This is a genomic window from Agromyces soli (assembly GCF_022811605.1).
Classification (GTDB): domain Bacteria; phylum Actinomycetota; class Actinomycetes; order Actinomycetales; family Microbacteriaceae; genus Agromyces; species Agromyces soli.
On sequence record NZ_CP094533.1, the window covers coordinates 3,325,192 to 3,341,976 of the forward strand.

At 74.2% G+C, this 16,785-nt stretch carries 20 protein-coding genes; 7 read left to right on the plus strand and 13 right to left on the minus strand.

Features of this window, described 5'->3' with window-relative positions:
• Positions 1–95: 95 nt before the first annotated feature.
• Together MTP13_RS15955 and MTP13_RS15960 are read right to left on the minus strand one after the other, a co-directional pair.
• Positions 96–677: a dihydrofolate reductase gene (locus MTP13_RS15955; protein WP_243568647.1), complete on the minus strand. Its 582-nt coding sequence runs from the start codon at positions 675–677 to the stop codon at positions 96–98.
• The gene (locus MTP13_RS15960; protein ID WP_243568648.1) at positions 674–1,483 is read right to left on the minus strand and encodes a thymidylate synthase; all 810 of its coding nucleotides are present in this window, start codon (positions 1,481–1,483) and stop codon (positions 674–676) included. The genes MTP13_RS15955 and MTP13_RS15960 overlap by 4 nt, the downstream gene beginning before the upstream one ends.
• A gap of 122 nt (positions 1,484–1,605) precedes the next feature.
• On the opposite strand from MTP13_RS15960, the gene MTP13_RS15965 reads away from it, so the two are divergent.
• From MTP13_RS15965 to MTP13_RS15980, 4 genes are all read left to right on the plus strand, one after another.
• Complete coding sequence (locus MTP13_RS15965) at positions 1,606–2,058, plus strand: TlpA family protein disulfide reductase (protein WP_243568649.1); 453 nt, start codon at positions 1,606–1,608, stop codon at positions 2,056–2,058.
• On the plus strand, positions 2,045–2,527 hold the full coding sequence (locus tag MTP13_RS15970) for a DUF4395 domain-containing protein (protein ID WP_243568650.1): 483 nt from the start codon (positions 2,045–2,047) through the stop codon (positions 2,525–2,527). The genes MTP13_RS15965 and MTP13_RS15970 overlap by 14 nt, the downstream gene beginning before the upstream one ends.
• A gap of 140 nt (positions 2,528–2,667) precedes the next feature.
• Positions 2,668–3,093, plus strand: coding sequence for an OsmC family peroxiredoxin (locus MTP13_RS15975; protein WP_243568651.1), 426 nt, complete (start codon positions 2,668–2,670; stop codon positions 3,091–3,093).
• Between the two features lie 2 nt (positions 3,094–3,095).
• Complete coding sequence (locus tag MTP13_RS15980) at positions 3,096–3,989, plus strand: TIGR01777 family oxidoreductase (RefSeq protein WP_243568652.1); 894 nt, start codon at positions 3,096–3,098, stop codon at positions 3,987–3,989.
• Positions 3,990–4,029: 40 nt separating this feature from the next.
• Here MTP13_RS15980 and MTP13_RS15985 read toward each other — a convergent pair whose 3' ends face one another.
• Both MTP13_RS15985 and dapB read right to left on the minus strand, forming a co-directional pair.
• Positions 4,030–4,464: a hypothetical protein gene (locus MTP13_RS15985; protein WP_243568653.1), complete on the minus strand. Its 435-nt coding sequence runs from the start codon at positions 4,462–4,464 to the stop codon at positions 4,030–4,032.
• A complete protein-coding gene (gene dapB, locus MTP13_RS15990) occupies positions 4,461–5,213 on the minus strand; it encodes a 4-hydroxy-tetrahydrodipicolinate reductase (protein ID WP_243568654.1) in 753 nt (250 codons plus the stop codon). Before dapB ends, MTP13_RS15985 begins: the two co-directional genes overlap by 4 nt.
• 69 nt (positions 5,214–5,282) lie before the next feature.
• On the opposite strand from dapB, the gene MTP13_RS15995 reads away from it, so the two are divergent.
• Positions 5,283–5,768 carry a GNAT family N-acetyltransferase gene (locus MTP13_RS15995; protein ID WP_243568655.1) on the plus strand — a complete coding sequence of 162 codons (486 nt, stop codon included), beginning with the start codon at positions 5,283–5,285 and terminating at the stop codon, positions 5,766–5,768.
• 45 nt (positions 5,769–5,813) lie between these two features.
• Here the strand turns inward: MTP13_RS15995 and MTP13_RS16000 are convergent, their stop codons facing one another.
• From MTP13_RS16000 to MTP13_RS16035, 8 genes are all read right to left on the minus strand, one after another.
• Positions 5,814–6,416: a histidine phosphatase family protein gene (locus tag MTP13_RS16000; protein ID WP_243568656.1), complete on the minus strand. Its 603-nt coding sequence runs from the start codon at positions 6,414–6,416 to the stop codon at positions 5,814–5,816.
• Between the two features lie 37 nt (positions 6,417–6,453).
• Positions 6,454–7,836, minus strand: coding sequence for a M16 family metallopeptidase (locus MTP13_RS16005; protein ID WP_243568657.1), 1,383 nt, complete (start codon positions 7,834–7,836; stop codon positions 6,454–6,456).
• A gap of 60 nt (positions 7,837–7,896) precedes the next feature.
• A complete protein-coding gene (locus MTP13_RS16010; RefSeq protein ID WP_243568658.1) occupies positions 7,897–8,949 on the minus strand; it encodes an aldo/keto reductase in 1,053 nt (350 codons plus the stop codon).
• Positions 8,950–9,023: 74 nt separating this feature from the next.
• On the minus strand, positions 9,024–9,851 hold the full coding sequence (locus MTP13_RS16015) for an HpcH/HpaI aldolase/citrate lyase family protein (RefSeq protein WP_243568659.1): 828 nt from the start codon (positions 9,849–9,851) through the stop codon (positions 9,024–9,026).
• Complete coding sequence (locus MTP13_RS16020) at positions 9,848–10,378, minus strand: MaoC family dehydratase (RefSeq protein WP_243568660.1); 531 nt, start codon at positions 10,376–10,378, stop codon at positions 9,848–9,850. Before MTP13_RS16020 ends, MTP13_RS16015 begins: the two co-directional genes overlap by 4 nt.
• 16 nt (positions 10,379–10,394) lie before the next feature.
• A complete protein-coding gene (locus tag MTP13_RS16025; protein WP_243568661.1) occupies positions 10,395–11,561 on the minus strand; it encodes an acyl-CoA dehydrogenase family protein in 1,167 nt (388 codons plus the stop codon).
• Positions 11,546–13,573 carry an ATP-binding protein gene (locus MTP13_RS16030; RefSeq protein WP_243568662.1) on the minus strand — a complete coding sequence of 676 codons (2,028 nt, stop codon included), beginning with the start codon at positions 13,571–13,573 and terminating at the stop codon, positions 11,546–11,548. The genes MTP13_RS16025 and MTP13_RS16030 overlap by 16 nt, the downstream gene beginning before the upstream one ends.
• 5 nt (positions 13,574–13,578) lie before the next feature.
• Positions 13,579–15,186 carry a carboxyl transferase domain-containing protein gene (locus MTP13_RS16035; RefSeq protein WP_243568663.1) on the minus strand — a complete coding sequence of 536 codons (1,608 nt, stop codon included), beginning with the start codon at positions 15,184–15,186 and terminating at the stop codon, positions 13,579–13,581.
• A gap of 179 nt (positions 15,187–15,365) precedes the next feature.
• Between MTP13_RS16035 and MTP13_RS16040 the strand changes: the two genes are divergently transcribed.
• Positions 15,366–15,977, plus strand: a complete 612-nt coding sequence (locus MTP13_RS16040) for a TetR/AcrR family transcriptional regulator (RefSeq protein ID WP_243568664.1) — start codon at positions 15,366–15,368, stop codon at positions 15,975–15,977.
• Positions 15,956–16,435 carry a GNAT family N-acetyltransferase gene (locus MTP13_RS16045; protein WP_243568665.1) on the plus strand — a complete coding sequence of 160 codons (480 nt, stop codon included), beginning with the start codon at positions 15,956–15,958 and terminating at the stop codon, positions 16,433–16,435. Before MTP13_RS16040 ends, MTP13_RS16045 begins: the two co-directional genes overlap by 22 nt.
• 31 nt (positions 16,436–16,466) lie before the next feature.
• On the opposite strand, the gene MTP13_RS16050 is transcribed toward MTP13_RS16045, so the two are convergent.
• A complete protein-coding gene (locus tag MTP13_RS16050; RefSeq protein WP_243568666.1) occupies positions 16,467–16,757 on the minus strand; it encodes a 4a-hydroxytetrahydrobiopterin dehydratase in 291 nt (96 codons plus the stop codon).
• Positions 16,758–16,785: the final 28 nt, after the last annotated feature.

A 16,785-nucleotide genomic window follows, 5' to 3' on the forward strand; every position in this document is an offset into this window, starting at 1 on the left:
TCCGTTGCGCTTCGCGGCCGTCGCCGCCGATCCGTTGCGGGGCGCACGGGCGGGCCTGGGGGCACGGGCGGAGCTGGGCGCGCAGCCGGGCGGGCTCAGCGCTCGAAGGCGAGGAAGCGGTAGCGGATGCCGGAGCGGGAGGAGTGCCAGCCCGCCTCGGATCCGTTCCCCGCTTCGTCGGGCTCGACGGCCGTGAGCCGCCACTCGGCGCCGTGCTCGGGAGCGAAGGCGTCGCCCGCGACCTCGAGGTCGAGCTCGGTGACCTCCAGTCGATCGGCGCGCGGCAGCGCCTGCCGGAAGAGCTCACCGCCGCCGATGACCCAGACGCGGACGGCCTCGGCCGAGGCATCCGCGTCGGCCGCCGTGCCCTCCGCGGCGAGCGCGAGCGCCTCGTCGAGCGAGCCGGCCCGCTGCGCGCCGTCGGCCGACCACTCGGCCTGCCGCGTCACGACGACGTTCGCCCGGCCGGGCAGCGGCCGGAAGCGCTCGGGCAGCGAGTCCCAGGTCTTGCGCCCCATGACGACCGGCGCGCCGAGCGTCACCGCCTTGAAGTGCGCCAGGTCCTCCGGCACGTGCCAGGGCATGCCGCCGCCGGCGCCGATCACGCCGCCGTGGGCCTCGGCCCAGACGAGCCCGATGCGCACACCGGCCGCCGACGCGGCGGAGGCGTCGCTCATACCGCGACCGCGCCGCGGATGGCCGGGTGGTGCTCGTAGCCCTCGACCACGAAGTCGTCGTACTCGTAGTCGAGGATCGACTCGGGCGTGCGCGCGAAGCGCAGCGTCGGAGCGGGGTACGGCTCGCGTTCGAGCTGGGTGCGCACCTGCTCGAGGTGGTTGTCGTAGATGTGGCAGTCGCCGCCCGTCCAGACGAAGTCGCCGGGCTCGAGCCCCGTCTGCTGGGCGACCATGAGCGTGAGCAGGGCGTAGGACGCGATGTTGAACGGCACGCCGAGGAAGAGGTCGGCGCTGCGCTGGTACAGCTGGCACGACAGCTTGCCGTCGGCGACGTAGAACTGGAACATCGCGTGGCACGGCGCGAGCGCCATGTCGGGGATGTCGGCCGGGTTCCATGCTGAGACGATGAGCCGGCGCGAGTCGGGCGTCTGGCGGATCTGTTCGATCACCTGGGCGATCTGGTCGATGTGCTCGCCGCCGGGCGTCGGCCAGGAGCGCCACTGCACGCCGTAGACGGGACCGAGCTCGCCCTCGGCGTCGGCCCATTCGTCCCAGATGGTGACGCCGTGCTCCTGCAGCCAGCGCACGTTCGAGTCGCCGCGGAGGAACCAGAGCAGCTCGTACGCGATCGACTTGAAGTGCACGCGCTTCGTGGTGATCAGCGGGAATCCCTGCGCGAGGTCGAAGCGGATCTGCCGGCCGAACACGCTGGTCGTGCCCGTGCCGGTGCGATCGGATTTGTGCGTGCCGTGCTCGAGCGCGTCGCGGAGCAGGTCTTCGTACGGGGTCGGGATCGCGGCTGCCACCCCTCGATGCTAGCCCCGGAACCGGGGGTCGCGGGCGTGCCGCGCTGAGCCGCCGGACGTCACGCTGCGTCACCCGGCGCAACATGCTCGCGGGCCGGTTCCTGCGCGCCTAGCATCGCCGCATGAACTGGACCGCGGCGCTCCTCGTGGCCCTCGCGCTGCTCGGCGCGGCGACGGCGCTCGGCTTCGTGCTGCGCGCCCGCAGCGGCCGGGTGGTCGTCGCCTCCGGCGGCACGGATGCCTCGACGGCGGCCGCTGCGCTCGGCGTGGAGGCCGCCGCCTTCGGCGAGCGGGCGACCCTCGTGCAGTTCTCCACCGCGCTCTGCAGCCGCTGCCCCGGCACCGCCAGGCAGCTCGGGGCCCTCGCCGCGGAGACCGAGGGCGTGCGGCACCTCGAGATCGATCTCACCGACGAACCGGAGCTCGCGGCGCGCTTCGCCGTGCTGCAGACGCCGACCACGCTCGTGTACGACGGCGCCGGCCGGCAGCGCGCCCGCATCGGCGGGCCGCCTCGCATCGAGGAGCTCGCCCGGCTGCTCGACTCGCTCACCAGGAGGACCCGTGTCCAGCACTGAACCCGCCGCCATCGATCCCCGCGGACCGCGCTTCAGCGCCGCGATCACCGCGGCGCTGCTCCTCGTCGACGTCGTGCTCGGCCTCGCCGGCGCCGAGCTCGCCGCATGGCTGCTGCTCGCGGCGCTCGCGCTGCTCTTCGCGTGGGGCGCCATCGCCGGGGTCGCCCGGCATCCGTTCGGGGTGCTCTACCGGCGCCTCGTCCGCCCGCGGCTCGCGCCGCCCGCCGAGCTCGAGGACCCGCGCCCGCCGGCCTTCGCCCAGGGCGTCGGCCTCCTCGTCGCCGGCGCGGGCGTGGTGCTCGGCGCCGTCGGCCTCCCGCTCGCGGTCCCGATCGCGGCGGCCGCCGCGTTCCTCGCCGCGTTCCTGAACGCCGCGTTCGGATTCTGCCTCGGCTGCCAGCTGTATCTGCTGCTGATCCGGGCCCGGGTGATCCGCCCGGCCCGTCCGCTCGCCGGCTCGCTTCGCTAGGCTGGGTGCCGGCTCGAAGACGAGCTCCGACGGGCGGCCGAACAGCGCGCCGGGCACCGGCCCCCGAGGCCGGAGCCCGCATCGTGAGACGCCCGGCGCACCGAACGAACGCCGGATCCCGGCGCGAAGAGGAGGACCCCATGGCCGTCACGAGCGAATCCACCACCGTCTGGAACGGGAGCCTCGTCGCCGGCTCCGGCAGCGTCCGCCTCGACTCCTCGAAGCTGGCCGAGTTCAACGTGAACTGGCGCGCCCGCTCGGAGGGCGCCGACGCCACGACGACGCCCGAGGAACTGCTGGCCGCGGCGCACTCCTCGTGCTTCTCGATGGCCCTCTCGCACGCGCTCTCCGGCGCCGGCCACGAGCCCGAGAGCATCCAGACCACCGCCGCCGTGACCTTCGAGGCCGGCAAGGGCGTGCTCGGCAGCCACCTGCTCGTGAGCGCGCGCGTCCCGGGCCTCAGCGAAGCCGAGTTCCAGACCTTCGCCGAGGACGCCAAGCAGAACTGCCCGATCTCGCAGGCGCTCGCCGGCATCCCCATCACCATCGAGGCCGAGCTGGCCTGATCGTGCGCGTCCTCGTCGCCGGTGCGTCCGGCTTCCTCGGCACCGAGTTCGTGGCCCGCGCGCGGGCCTCGGGGCACGAGGTCGTCCGGCTGGTGCGCCGCCCGGCGTCCGCCGGCGACGAGTCCGCGTGGGCGCCGGAGCGCGGCGAGATCGACCTCGCGGAGATCGAGCGCGCCGACGCGGTCGTGAACCTCTCCGGTGCGTCGCTCGCGCGACTGCCCTGGACCCGCGGCTACCGCGCCGAGATCGTCGCCTCGCGGGTCGCGGCCACGCGCACCCTCGTCGAGGCGATGCGCCGGGCGGCCTCACCGCCCGCGGCGCTGCTGAACGCCTCGGCCGTCGGCGCCTACGGCGATCGACCGGGCGAGACGCTTCCGGAGTCGGCCGAGCGCGGCGAGGGCTTCCTCGCCGAGGTGGTCGCCGTCTGGGAGGCCGAGGCCCTCCGCGCCCCCGCCGGCACGCGCACCGTGCTGCTGCGCTCCGGCATCGTCGTCGGTCGCGGCGGGGCGATGCGCCGGATCGCCGGACTCACCCGCTTCGGGCTGTCCGGCCGGCTCGGCGACGGACGTCAGCACTGGCCCTGGATCGCCCTCGACGACGAGATCGGCGCGATGCTGCACCTGCTCGATTCCGAGCTCGACGGCCCGGTGAACCTCGTCGGCCCCGCGCCGGCCACGGCCGATCATGTGCTCGCGGCGCTCGCCACGCGGATGCGGCGACCCTACGTGCTCGCCGTGCCTGCACCGTTCCTGCGGCTGGGTCTCGGCGTCGCCGCCGACGAGCTGCTGCTCGCCGACCAGGCCGCGGTGCCGGAGCGGCTGCTGGCGGACGGCTACCGCTTCGCCCGTCCCTCCGTCGAGACGGCGCTCGACGCGATGCTCGCCCCGACGCGCTGACGCGCGGCCGGAACCGGCCGGCTCGGCTCGCGCGGGCTGTTCAGGCCCGGGAGAGCTCGATGGCCCGGCGAACGGCCTGGCGGGCCCGCCGCCGGTCGCCCGCGGCGTCGTAGACGAGGCCGAGCCGCAGCCAGGCGCGCCAGGATTCGGGCTCGGCCTCGACCGCGAGCCGGAACTCGTCGAAGCGCTCGGTCGCGGCCTGCCGCTCCGGGCGACCGCTCGGCAGCGTCGGCAGCCCGAGCTCGGTACCGCCCTCCGCGGCGAGGGTCGTCATCAGGGTCTGCGAGCGGGCGCCGAAGAGGACCTCCCGCCAGAGCGCCCAGGCGCCGATCAGCGGCAGCACGAGCAGGGCCACGCCGATCGCGACGGCGATGGGCTCGCCGGTGCCGATGAACTGCACCGCCCGCCAGCCGACGAGCACGAGGTACACGCCGAGCAGCACCGCCATGACGACGGCGCCGATGCGCACGCTCATCGCGCGCCGATCCCGAGTTCGAGCAGGGCGTCGAGCCCGACGCTCACGCCCTCCGCCCCGGGCGCGCGGCGCAGGGCGAGCAGGATGCCCGCCTCGTAGGAGCTCGAGGAGAGGGTCGAGTGCGTGATCTGCAGGGTCTCGCCGTCGCCGCCGAGGAGCACCCGCTGTTCGGCGAGGAGACCGGTCATGCGCAGGCTGTGCACGGGGATGCCGGCGACCAGCTGCCCGCGGGCCCGCTGGTCGACGTGCGGCGCGGCGACCGGCGGTTCGCCGGCGGCGGCGCGGGCCTCGCCCATCAGCTCGGCCGTGCGCACCGCGGTGCCCGAGGGCGAGTCGACCTTGCCGGCGTGGTGCGCCTCGACGACCTCGATCGAGTCGAAGAACCGGGCGGCGAGCGCGGCGAAGGCGGTGCCGAGCACGCTGCCGATGGAGAAGTTCGGGACGAAGAGCACGGCCCGCGCGCCCTCGGTGTCGCGGACGAGCCGCTCGATGCCGACGATGCGATCGGCCGACCAGCCGGAGGTGCCGACGACGACGGGGATGCCGCCGCGGACCGCGTGCTCGACGATGCCCGCGCTCGCGGCGGGGTGGGTGACGTCGAGCACGACGTCGGCGCCGTCGAGCGCGCTCAGCGGAGCACGGGAGTCGAGCCCGGCGTGCAGTTCGAGGTCGTCGGCGGCCTCGATGAGCCTCGTCGCGAGCTGTCCCATCTTGCCGGTGGCCCCGGCCACCGCGACCCGTATCGTCACCCGACCAGCCTATCGCGGGCGGACCGGCGCCCGGCCTGGCGGTCGCCGTGCCGGCCGTAGGCTGGGCCCATGCTGCAGCACCGAGAGGTCGACGTCGCCGACGCGGACGCGCAGGCCATGCTCACGGCGTACTTCGCCGAGCGGGCCGAGGGCTTCCCGCCCGAGCAGGGCGAGTACCGACCGACGTTTCCGGATCCGGCCCAGTTCGCCCCGCCGGCCGGCGCCTTCCTGCTCGTCGTCCGCGAGGACGGGCACGCGGTCGGCTGCGGCGGCGTGCGGCGCATCCAGCGCTCCCCCGAGCCCGATCAACTGATCCGCTTCGAGGTCAAGCACCTCTGGCTCGCCCCGGCGGCGCGTGGCGGCGGCGAGGGCCGGCGACTGCTCGACGCCCTCGAGCAGCGGGCTCGCGAACTCGGTGCGCAGGAGCTCGTGCTCGACACCAACCGGAGCCTCGAGGCGGCCGGCGGCCTCTACCGCGCGAGCGGCTTCACGCCGATCGAGCCGTACAACGCGAACCCGAACGCGACGGACTGGTTCGGCAAGCGCCTCGGCTGAGGCATCCCGCCGGCCGACCCGCCGTCGCTCGCGCTCGGCGCCCGCTCAGAGCGCGTAGGGCTCGGGCAGGCCGGTGCGCAGCTCGGGCGGCAGGTGCGAGAGGTCGTTGTGCACGACGAGGCTCCACGGCCGGCCCGGCTTCTGCGTGAGCACCGTGAGGCCGCAGTTCGCCTGGTTGATCGACACCCAGCGCCAGTCCGGGGCGCCGAGGACCTCGCGGACGAACCACGCGATCACGAAGTTGTGCGTGATCAGCAGCTCGTGCCGGTCGTCGCGGTGCGAGCGGAGGAACTCCGCCACCGCGTCGGCCATCTGCGCGCTGCCGGCCTCGATCTCGGCGTCGGTGACGGCGCCGAAGAACGGCGCGTACGCCGAGGGGGTCTCGGGGGCGGGGCCCGAGGGGATGCAGTCGAAGAGCAGGGCCGAGGGCTCGGGCGTCACCGCCGGGAGCTTCGCGGCGACGATCCCCGCCGTCTCCGCCGCACGCTGCAGGGGCGAGTGCCAGGCGGCGTCGAAGGGGATGCCGCCGAGCCGTTCGGCGAGCAGTTCCGCCTGCCGGCGGCCCCTCGGCGAGAGCGGTCCGTCCGGCATGCCGTGCTCGGCGTCGAGCTGCTCGCCATGGCGTACGAGGTAGAGGTGGTGTGCCACGAGGTTTCGATTCCCTGTCGTCGATCGGATGCCGCGCTCAGGCGACGCTGGTCGCGGAAACGGCCTCGGCCGCTCCGCTGAGGGCGGCCTCGTCGGTCGCGCCAACGGCGACGACCGAGAAGGGCCGCGAGACGAGGTCTGCTGCGAGCGCCCGCACATCGTCGACGGTGACGAGTGCGATGCGCCGGAGCGCCTCATCGAGATCCTGGAACTCGCCGAGCGTGAGTTCGGCACGGCCGAGACGCGACATGCGCGTGTCGGAGTCTTCGAGGGCGAGCGCCGAGGCGCCGCCGAGCTGGCCCGCCGCCCGGGCGAGCTCCTCCGGGGTGACGCCGTGCTCGGCCAGCCGCTCGAGCTCGCTGCGGAGCAGCTCGACGACGGTGCCGGCCTTCTGCGGCGCGCAGCCGGCGTACATGCCGAAGAGCCCGGCATCGGAGTACGCGGGGGCGAAGGAGTACACGGAGTAGGCGAGCCCTCGGCGCTCGCGGACCTCCTGGAAGAGGCGGGAGCTCATGCCGGAGCCGAAGATCGCGTTCAGCACGCTCATCGCCGGGCGCCGTTCGTCGGAGGCGACGAGGCCGGGCACGCCGACGAGCAGGTTCACCTGCTCGATCGGGCGCTCGACGACGGCGAGTTCCGGGCCGCGCTCCAGCGGGGCCGGCACCGCCGTGCGACGCTCGACCGGGGTGCCCGGCTCGTCCATGCGCCAGCCGGCGCGGGCCAGTGCACCCTCGAGCAGCCGGACGAGCTCGTCGTGATCGACGGCGCCCGCGACGGTGACGACGAGGTCCTGCGGCCGGTAGTTCGCGCGGTAGTGCTCCCAGACGGCGTCGCGCGTCGCCGCGCGGATCGTCTCCGGCGTGCCGCCGATCGGGCGGCCGAGCGGGTGCTCGCCGAGCACCGCGGAGAAGAAGCGCTCGCCCGCGACGTCGGCCGGGTCGTCGCCGGCCATCGCGAGCTCCTCGAGGATGACGCCGCGTTCGGTCTCGAACTCGCCGGCGTCGAGCAGGGAGGAGGTGAACATGTCGGCGAGCACCTCGACCGCCATCGGCAGATCGCGGTCCTGCACCTTCGCGTAGTAGCAGGTGTGCTCCTTCGCCGTGAGCGCGTTGTGCTCGCCGCCGACCGCATCGAAGGAGACGGCGATGTCGAGCGCGCTGCGCCCGGCGGTGCCCTTGAAGAGCAGGTGCTCGAGGAAGTGCGTCGAGCCGTACGTGGCCGGATGCCCCGCCCCGGTGGGCTGCTCGTCGCGCGAGCCGACGGCGACCCAGAAGCCGATCGTGGCGCTACGGGCGCCCGGCACCTGCTCGCTCAGGACCCGCACGCCGGAGGGGAGGACGCTGCGCCGGACGAGCGACTCCCCGGCCGCCCGGAAGGAGAGCTCGGCCAGGCCGAGAGGGAGGTCGACAGCGCCGTTCATCCCGAACAGCCTAAGCCACGTCCCCCGGAGGTGGGTCGCCCCCGTCCGGGCGGCCCCGGTTCAGGCCGAGGCGCGGTCGAGCTCGACGAGCTCGGAGCGCTGGAGCTGCACGGAGCCGGCCGCGAGGAGCGCGTCGACCTGCTCGGGGCGCGAGACGCCCGCGACCGGCGCGGCGACCGTCGGGCGCGACTGCAGCCAGGCGACGGCGATCGTCGCCGTGGTGACGCCGTGCTCCGCGGCGATGTCGTCGAGCACGGCGAGCACGCGCTGACCGCGGCGGCCGAGGTGGCGCGCCACGCGCGCGCCGCGCGCGTCGTGACGGAGCTCGGTGCGACGGCGCACCCCGCCGCCGAGGAAGCCGCCCGCGAGGGCGAAGTACGGCAGCACGGCGAGCCCTTGGGCGTGCGCGACGAGCTCGGGCGCCCCTTCGAAGCCGCGGCGGTCCATCAGGTTGTACGCCGTCGTGACGGTCTGGAACCTCGGCAGGCCGTTGGCCGCGAGCACCCGCGCCTCGATGAGCCGCTCCGGCGAGAAGTCGGAGGCGCCGATGGAGCGAACCTTGCCCGCCGCGATCAGCCGGTCGACGGCGCCGAGGCTCTCCTCCAGCGGCACCTCGGCGTCCTCGCCGTGGAAGAAGAGCACGTCGATGCGCTCGACGCCGAGACGCTCGAGCGAGGCGTCGACGGCGCCCTGGAGCGATCGGGGCGAAAGCCCCCGGTGCTCGGGGTGTCGGCCGGCCTTGGTCATGACGGTCATGCGGTCGCGGAGCCCGCGGTCGGCGAGCCAGGCGCCGATGATCTGCTCGCTGCGTCCCGAGGCGTAGGCGTCGGCCGTGTCGATGAGCTCACCGCCGAGGCCGGCGAAGCGGTCGAGGACCGCGAAGGATGCCTCGTGCGAGAGCGTCCAGCCGAAGACGCTGCCGCCGAGGGCGAGCGGGTGCACCGCGATGCCGGTGTCGCCGAGGGCGGCTTTGCGCGGCACCCGGATGGGACCGGACACGGGGTTCGAGGGCACCAGGACGTCGGTGGGCTCGTCGATGACCTCGGCGTCGAACTCGAGCTCGACCGCCTCGCGCCCGCGCTGGGCGTCTCTCGTCATCGTGTGGCGTGCCACCGCTCCTCCTCCCCAGGATCGCTTTCGAGCGTACGGGGCGGGGATACCACTGGCCGTGAATGGCGGCCGAAGCGTTACCGAATCGTTGGCGAACCGCCAGCGCGGCGGACCACCGCCTCGGCCTGTCTGAGCAGCGGCGCGTCGACCATGCGGCCCTCGTACGCGAACACGCCGCGCTCCCCCGAGGCCGCGGCGAGGATGGTCCGCGCCTCGGCGAGGGCGTCCGGATGCGGTCGGTACGCCGCCCGCACGAGCTCCACCTGGCGCGGGTGCACGCACGCGGTCGCCTCGAAGCCGAGCGCGACCGCGTCGTCGGCTTCGGCCCGCAGCCCGGCGTCGTCGTCGAGGTCGAGGTGGACCGCGTCGACCGCGGCGACGCCGTGCGCGGCCGCCGCGAGGCGCACCTGGGACCTGGCGTGCCTCGCGACGTCGCGATAGCGCCCGTCGGGGAAACGGCTGGAGGTGCCGCCGAGCGAGGCGACGAGGTCCTCCGCGCCCCACATCAGGGCGATCACGGGGGCGAGGGCCGCCAGCTCCCCGGCGGCGAGCACGCCTCGCGCCGTCTCGCACAGCGCGATCACCTCGAGGGCGCCGAGCTCGACGAGGTCGGCGGTGCCCTCGCACTTCGCGAGCATGACCGTGCGGTACCCGGTGCCGGCGAGCGCCTCGAGGTCGGCCTCGAGCTCCCCGCTGGCCGCCGGGTTCACCCGCACGATCACCCGCTCCGGATCGAGCGGGTGCTCGACGAGCGCCCGGCGCGCCGCCGGCTTCGCCTGGGCGGCGACCGCGTCCTCGAGGTCGAGGATCACCGCATCGGCGCGCGCGAGCGCCTTCTCGTAGCGGTCGGGTCGGTCCGCCGGGCAGAACAGCAGCGCGGGGCCGAAGCGGAATCCGCCGCTCACGATCGCGCACCGCCGGCCGCGGCCCGCTCCCCCGCCTCGCGGGTCCAGACGAGCATGCTGCGCGTGCACCGCGCCACGACGACACCGTCCTGGTTGCGCGAGGTGTGCCGCAGCGTCACGACGCCCTCGCCCGGCCGCGACGACGAGAGCCGCTTGCCCTCGACCAGGCTCTCGCCGGAGAGCGTGTCGCCGACGAACACCGGAGCCGGGAACGCGATCTCGCCGAAGCCCAGGTTGGCGACGAGCGTGCCCAGTGTGAGCTGCGCCACCGACTGCCCCACGAGCGTGGACAGGGTGAACATCGAGTTGACGAGCACCCGGCCGAACGGTTGGGTCTCGGCGAAGGCCCGGTCGAGGTGCAGCGGCTGCGGGTTCATCGTCAGGGTCGTGAACAGCACGTTGTCGGCCTCGGTCACGGTGCGACCGGGCCGGTGCACGTAGCGCACGCCCTCCTCGAACTCCTCGAACCAGAGGCCCCGCTGCACGATCTCGCGCAGCGCGGGCGTCTCGGCGCCGGCATCCGTCATGGCGACCTCCTCGCGCTCAGGCGACGAGCCCGAGCTCCCTCGTGATGATCATCAACTGCACCTCGGTGGTCCCCTCGCCGATCTCGAGGATCTTCGAGTCGCGGTAGTGGCGGGCGACGGGATTCTCGTTCATGAAGCCGTAGCCCCCGAAGATCTGCGTCGCGTCCCTGGCATTGTCCATCGCCGCCTCCCCGCACACCATCTTCGCGATCGAGGCCTCCATCTTGAAGGGCAGCCCCGCGTCCATCTTGCGCGCGGCGTCGTGCCACGCCAGCCGCGCCTGGTGCACCCGGGCCTGCATCTTGGCGATCTTGAAGGCGATGTGCTGGTTGCGCCCGATCTCGTGGCCGAACACCACGCGGCTCTTCGCGTAGCGCAGCGCCTCTTCGAGGCATCCCTGCGCCGCGCCCGTGGCGAGCGCCGCGAAGGCGATGCGTCCCTCGTCGAGCCGCTGCAGGAAGTTGGCGTAGCCCCGGCCCCGCTCGCCGAGCAGGTTCGCGGCCGGCACCCGCACGTCGCGGAGCGTCAGCGGGTGGGTGTCGCTCGTGTGCCAGCCGACCTTGTCGTAGCCCTCCTCGACGGTGAAGCCCGGCGTGCCGTTCGGCACGATGATGCAGCTGAGCTCCTTCTTCACGGTGCCGTCGGGGAGCTCGCGCTCTCCGGTGACCGCGGTGATCGTGACGAGCTTCGTGATCGGCGTGCCGGAGTTCGTGATGAACTGCTTCGAGCCGTTGATCACCCACTCGTCGCCGTCGAGCACCGCGGTCGTCTGCGTGGCGCCGGCGTCGGAGCCCGCACCCGCCTCGGTCAGGCCGAATCCGGCGAGCGCGCGACCGGCGATGAGGTCGGGCAGGAACTCGGCGTGCTGCTCGGGGGTGCCGTTGCGGTAGATCGGCATGACGCCGAGGCCGACGCCCGCCTCGAGGGTCACGCCGATGGACTGGTCGACGCGGCCGAGGGCCTCCACCGCGAGGCAGAGTTGGAAGTAGGACTTTCCGAGCCCGCCGACCGACTCCGGGAACGGCAGCGCGAAGAGTCCGAGCTCGCCCATCTGGGCGATGATCTCGAGCGGCAGCCGGCGCTTCGTGTCGTACTCGTAGGCTGCGGGCGCGACGACGGTGTCGGCGAAGTCCTTCACGCGGTCGAAGAGCGCCTGCTCCTCGTCGCTCAGCTGGTAGTCCACTGCGGTGCTCCTTGCTCGTGGGTCGTGGCCTCGTGGGCCGATGGCTCGGCGGCGCCGGGGTCGGCGCGGCCGGGATCGGGGTGGGAGTCGGGTCCGGACGGCTCGACGGCGAGGAGCTGCTCGACGGTGGCGACGGCCTGCTCGCGGGAGACCTGCGCGCCGACCGCGACGGCGAGCCGCGCCACGCCCGCGAACGGCGCGACGACGCGGTGCTCCATCTTCATCGCCTCGATGGCGAGGATCGCGGCGCCCGTCTCGACGGCGTCGCCGTCGTGCACGAGCACGGCCGTGACGGTGCCCGGCATGGGCGCCCGGAGCACCGGGTCGGCCGCTCCCCCGCGCTCCGCGGCCGCGAGACGGCGTTCGAGCTCGGCCCGGCGGTCGACCGGGACGATGCGCTGGGCGCGGCCGTCGGCGTGCACCCAGATCGCCCTGTCGGGGGCGCGCACGGCGACGGCGTCCGGCTGCGCACGGCTGGCGGGTGCCTCCTCGGCTCCGGGCCCCGAGGCTCGCCAGCCCCGCTCGCGCCGCCATGCGCGGGCGGCGGGCCCTGCGGCGGCGAGCGCCTCGGCCTCGACGAGCGCGGTCGCTGCGGCGAGCGCCGCGGCGGTCGGCTCCGCTCCCGCCGGTGCCGGGCGCTGGTCGATCAGGCCGGTGTGCAGCCGGGCGGCGCGCACCTCCGGGTCGTCGAGCAGCTCGCCGAGGTACTCGAGGTTCGTGTCGACCCCGAGCACGACGGTCTCGTCGATCGCCGCCCGGAGCCGCTCGAGCGCGGTCGTGCGGTCGGGCCCCCAGGCGATGAGCTTCGCGAGCATCGGGTCGTAGTGGGCGGTGATCTCCTGCCCCGCCCGCAGGCCCGCGTCGATGCGGACGCCGTCGCCGCCCGCCGGGCGCCACACGAGCACCGGGCCGGTGGCGGGCAGGAAGCCGTCCGCGGGCCGCTCGGCGTAGAGCCTGGCCTCGATCGCGTGCCCGTCGAGGTGCAGCGCGTCCTGGGTGAGTGCGAGGTGCTCCCCCGCGGCGATGCGCAGCTGCTGCTCGACGAGGTCGACCCCGGTCACGAGTTCGGTGACGGGGTGCTCGACCTGCAGCCGTGTGTTCATCTCGATGAAGAAGAACTCGCCCGGCGCGGCATCCGAGACGAGGAACTCGACCGTGCCGGCGCCGCGGTAGTCGACGCTCCTGGCGGCCTCGCAGGCCGCCAGGCCGATGCGCTCGCGAGTGGCCTCGTCGAGCAGCGCCGACGGCGCCTCCTCGATGACCTTCTGGTGCCGGCGCTGCAGGGAGCACTCGCGCTCGCCGAGGTGCACCACGGCGCCGTGCGCGTCGGCGAGCACCTGCACCTCGATGTGCCGGGGCCGCTCGATGAAGCGCTCGAGCAGGAGCGTGTCGTCCCCGAAGGCGGCGGACGCGACGCGGCGCGCGGTCGGCAGCGCCTCGGCGAGCTCCTCGCGGTCGCGGGCGAGCTGCATGCCCTTGCCGCCGCCGCCGGCCGACGGCTTCACGAGGATCGGGTAGCCGACGGCCTCGGCGGCGTCGAGCAGGGCCGCGTCGTCGAGCGCGGGGTCGGCGACGCCCGGTACCACGGGGACGCCGCTCGCGGCGACGTGGCGCTTCGCCCGGATCTTGTCGCCCATGATCTCGAGTGCGCGCGCTCCGGGGCCGATGAAGACGAGCCCGGCGTCGGCGCAGGCGCGGGCGAAGCCGGCGTGCTCGGAGAGGAAGCCGTAGCCGGGGTGCACGGCCTCGGCGCCGCTCTCGACCGCGGCGCGCACGAGGCGCTCGGGATCGAGGTAGCTCTCGGCGGCCGGGGCCGGGCCGATGCGCACCGCGCGGTCGGCGAGGGCGACGTGCGGGGCGTCCCGGTCGGCGTCGGAGTACACGGCCACGGCCTCGATGCCGAGCCGCTGCAGGGTGCGGATCACGCGCACGGCGATCTCGCCGCGATTGGCGACGAGCACACGGTCGAAGGGCCGGGGGCCGGCGGAGCGGCGCAGCTGCTGATCGGTCATCGCCATCACATCCTGAAGAGGCCGAAGCGCGGCTCGGGCAGCGGGGTGCGGCTCGCGAGCTCGAGGGCGAGCGCGAGCACGGTGCGGGTGTCGCCCGGCTCGATGATGCCGTCGTCCCAGAGCCGCGCGGTCGAGTGGTACGGGCTGCCCTGCTCCTCGTACTGCGCGCGGATCGGGGCGCGGAACGCCGCCTCGTCCGACTCCGGCCAGTCCTCGCCCCGCGCGGCGAGCTGGTCGCGCTTCACGGTGGCGAGCACCGACGAGGCCTGCTCCCCGCCCATCACCGAGATGCGGGCGTTGGGCCACATCCAGAGGAAGCGGGGCGAGTACGCCCGCCCGCACATCGAGTAGTTGCCCGCGCCGAAGGAGCCGCCGATGACGACGGTGAACTTGGGCACGCGCGTCGTCGCGACGGCGGTGACCATCTTCGCGCCGTCCTTGGCGATGCCGCCGGCCTCCGCGTCGCGGCCGACCATGAAGCCCGAGATGTTCTGCAGGAAGACGAGCGGGATGCCGCGCTGATCGCAGAGCTCGACGAAGTGCGCGCCCTTCAGCGCCGATTCGCTGAACAGCACCCCGTTGTTCGCGACGACGCCGACGGGGTGGCCGTCGAGGTGGGCGAAGCCGGTGACGAGCGTGTCGCCGTACTCCGGCTTGAACTCGGCGAACTCGCTGGCGTCGACGAGGCGGGCGATGACCTCGCGCACGTCGTAGGGCTGCTGCACGTCGACCGGGACGACGCTCGTGAGCCCCGCGGGGTCGACCGCCGGGGGTCGCGGCTCCCGAACGGCCCAGGCCCGCTCGGCGGGCGCCGGCAGCGTGGCGACCATGTCGCGGACGAGTTCGAGCGCGTGCTCGTCGTCTTCGGCGAGGTGGTCGACGACGCCGGAGGTGCGCGCGTGCAGCTCTCCGCCGCCGAGCTCTTCGGGGGTCACGACCTCGCCGATGGCGGCCTTCACGAGCGGCGGGCCGCCGAGGAAGATGGTGCCCTGCCCGCGCACGATGACGGTCTCGTCGCTCATCGCGGGCACGTACGCGCCGCCCGCGGTGCAGGAGCCCAGCACGGCGGCGAGCTGCGGGATGCGCAGCGAGGACATCGTCGCCTGGTTGAAGAAGATGCGGCCGAAGTGCTCGCGGTCGGGGAACACCTCGTCCTGCATCGGCAGGAACGCCCCGCCGGAGTCCACGAGCGAGATGCACGGCAGCCGCTGCTCGAGCGCGACCTCCTGCGCCCGGAGGTGCTTCTTCACCGTCATCGGGTAGTAGGTGCCGCCCTTGACGGTGGCGTCGTTGCAGACGACCATGACGGGGCGCCCGTGCACGAGGCCGATGCCGGTGATGAGGCCGGCGCCGGGCGAGTCGCCGCCGTACAGCCCCTCGGCGGCGAGCGGCGCGAGCTCGAGGAACGGGCTGCCCTCGTCGAGCAGTCGCACCACGCGGTCGCGCGGCAGCAGCTTGCCCCGGGCGACGTGGCGCGCGCGTGAGGCCTCGGGCCCGCCGAGGGCGGCGCGCGCCAGCCGCTCGCGGAGCTCGGCGGCGAGCTCGGCGTGAGCGGCGGCGTTCGCGATCGCGCGCTCGGATGCCGGGTCGACTGCTGACTGCAATGCGCCCATGTCCGCCTCTCCGTCGTGGCGTTGGGCGGGCACTTCGGTTAATGCCCGCTAACTCGATTTGATGTTAGTGGCGACTAACCGAAACGGCAAGCAGTGCGCTCGCCTGCGCGCCAGGTTGACCGGTCGAGCACGACCCGGTTAACCTGCACTCACTGAATTCCCGACGACGCGGAGCACGGATGACGAGCGGCACCGAGGTCGAGGCCCCCACGCAGCGGAGCCTCCGCAAGGCCGATCGGCGCGCCGCCATCCTCGACGCCGCCGCCGCGCTCTTCGCGGCGCGCGGCTACGCCGGCGTCACCCTCGACGAGCTCGGCGCGGCGGTCGGCGTCTCCGGTCCGGCCGTGTACCGGCACTTCCCCGGCAAGGGCGCCGTGCTCGCCGCCATCCTCGTCGACGCGAGCCGGGCGCTGCTCGACGGGGCCGAGCGCGTGCTCGCCGTCGATGCGACCCCGGAGGCGGCGCTGCGCGCCCTCATCCGCTTCCACGTCGAGTTCGCCGTCGGCGACGCCGACGTCATCGCCGTGCAGGAGCGCGAGGTCACCCAGCTCGACCCGGCCGCACGGCACGAGATGCGCACCCTCCAGCGCACGTACGTCGAACACTGGGTCGGCGTGCTCGATCGACTCCGGCCGGATCTGGCCGAAGAGGAGCTCAGGGTCAGGGCACACGCCGCCTTCGGCCTCATGAACTCCACTCCGCACAGCGCCCGCACCCCTGGGCGCCGACCCGCCGCGACCACCATCCGCGGCATTCTGGAGGAAATGACATGGGCGAGCCTCATGTCGTGACGCTGCGCCCCACCCGCGCCGCCGATCTCGACGCACTGTTCCGCTTCCACCACGACGAGATCGCCGTCCACCAGGCCGCGTTCGCGCCGGGCGACGACGACCGGCCCGCATTCGACGCCCGCTGGGCCGAGCGCCTCGCCGATCCCGAGCTCACCACCCGCACCGTGCGCGCCGACGGACGCATCGTCGGCGACGTGGAAGTGCGCCGCGAGCACGGCGTGGCCGTGCTCGACTCCTGGATCGACCCGGACCACTGGGGCCTCGGGATCGCCACTCGCGCCCTCCGCCTCCTGCTCGACGGGCTCCCGGAGCGTCCCGTGCGCGCCCGGGTCGCGGCCGACAACCGGGGCTCGCGCGCGGTGCTCGCGAAGCTCGGCTTCGCGGAGGTCGCCCGCGAGCTCGTGTTCGCGCCCGCCCGCGGCGGCGAGACGGAGCGCCTCGTCTACGAGCTCGACTGAGCCCGACACCGCCGAGACCGAGTGCGAGTCGCTACTCGCTCGCGAGCGCGTGGATGCGCTGCGCGAGCTCGACGTCGCGCCGGGTCACCCCGCCGACGTCGTGCGAGCGCAGCTCGAAGGTGATCGAGCCCCAGCGCACGTGCACGTCCGGATGGTGCGCGAGCTCGTCGGCGACCACCGCGACGCGGTCGAGCAAGCGCACCCCGGCCGAGAAGTCCCCCGTCTCGTAGCTCGCGACGAGGTGGTCCACGGCGTGTTCGAACGGCGTGCCGGCGAGCGCCGCGGCCGTGTCCTCCGCGAGCAGCAGTGTGCGGTCGTCCATCCCGTCGTCCCCCCGTCCCGGCCGCAGG

Bases quoted from the DNA above. Each gene is read 5' to 3' on its own strand.
- MTP13_RS15965 (WP_243568649.1), top strand. From the start codon at position 1,606: ATGAACTGGACCGCGGCGCTCCTCGTGGCCCTCGCGCTGCTCGGCGCG.
- MTP13_RS15955 (WP_243568647.1), bottom strand. From the start codon at position 677: ATGAGCGACGCCTCCGCCGCGTCGGCGGCCGGTGTGCGCATCGGGCTC.
- MTP13_RS16005 (WP_243568657.1), bottom strand. From the start codon at position 7,836: ATGAACGGCGCTGTCGACCTCCCTCTCGGCCTGGCCGAGCTCTCCTTC.
- MTP13_RS15995 (WP_243568655.1), top strand. From the start codon at position 5,283: ATGCTGCAGCACCGAGAGGTCGACGTCGCCGACGCGGACGCGCAGGCC.
- MTP13_RS15985 (WP_243568653.1), bottom strand. From the start codon at position 4,464: ATGAGCGTGCGCATCGGCGCCGTCGTCATGGCGGTGCTGCTCGGCGTG.
- MTP13_RS16020 (WP_243568660.1), bottom strand. From the start codon at position 10,378: ATGACGGATGCCGGCGCCGAGACGCCCGCGCTGCGCGAGATCGTGCAG.
- MTP13_RS16040 (WP_243568664.1), top strand. From the start codon at position 15,366: ATGACGAGCGGCACCGAGGTCGAGGCCCCCACGCAGCGGAGCCTCCGC.
- MTP13_RS16035 (WP_243568663.1), bottom strand. From the start codon at position 15,186: ATGGGCGCATTGCAGTCAGCAGTCGACCCGGCATCCGAGCGCGCGATC.
- MTP13_RS16030 (WP_243568662.1), bottom strand. From the start codon at position 13,573: ATGACCGATCAGCAGCTGCGCCGCTCCGCCGGCCCCCGGCCCTTCGAC.
- MTP13_RS15975 (WP_243568651.1), top strand. From the start codon at position 2,668: ATGGCCGTCACGAGCGAATCCACCACCGTCTGGAACGGGAGCCTCGTC.
- MTP13_RS16050 (WP_243568666.1), bottom strand. From the start codon at position 16,757: ATGGACGACCGCACACTGCTGCTCGCGGAGGACACGGCCGCGGCGCTC.
- MTP13_RS16045 (WP_243568665.1), top strand. From the start codon at position 15,956: ATGGGCGAGCCTCATGTCGTGACGCTGCGCCCCACCCGCGCCGCCGAT.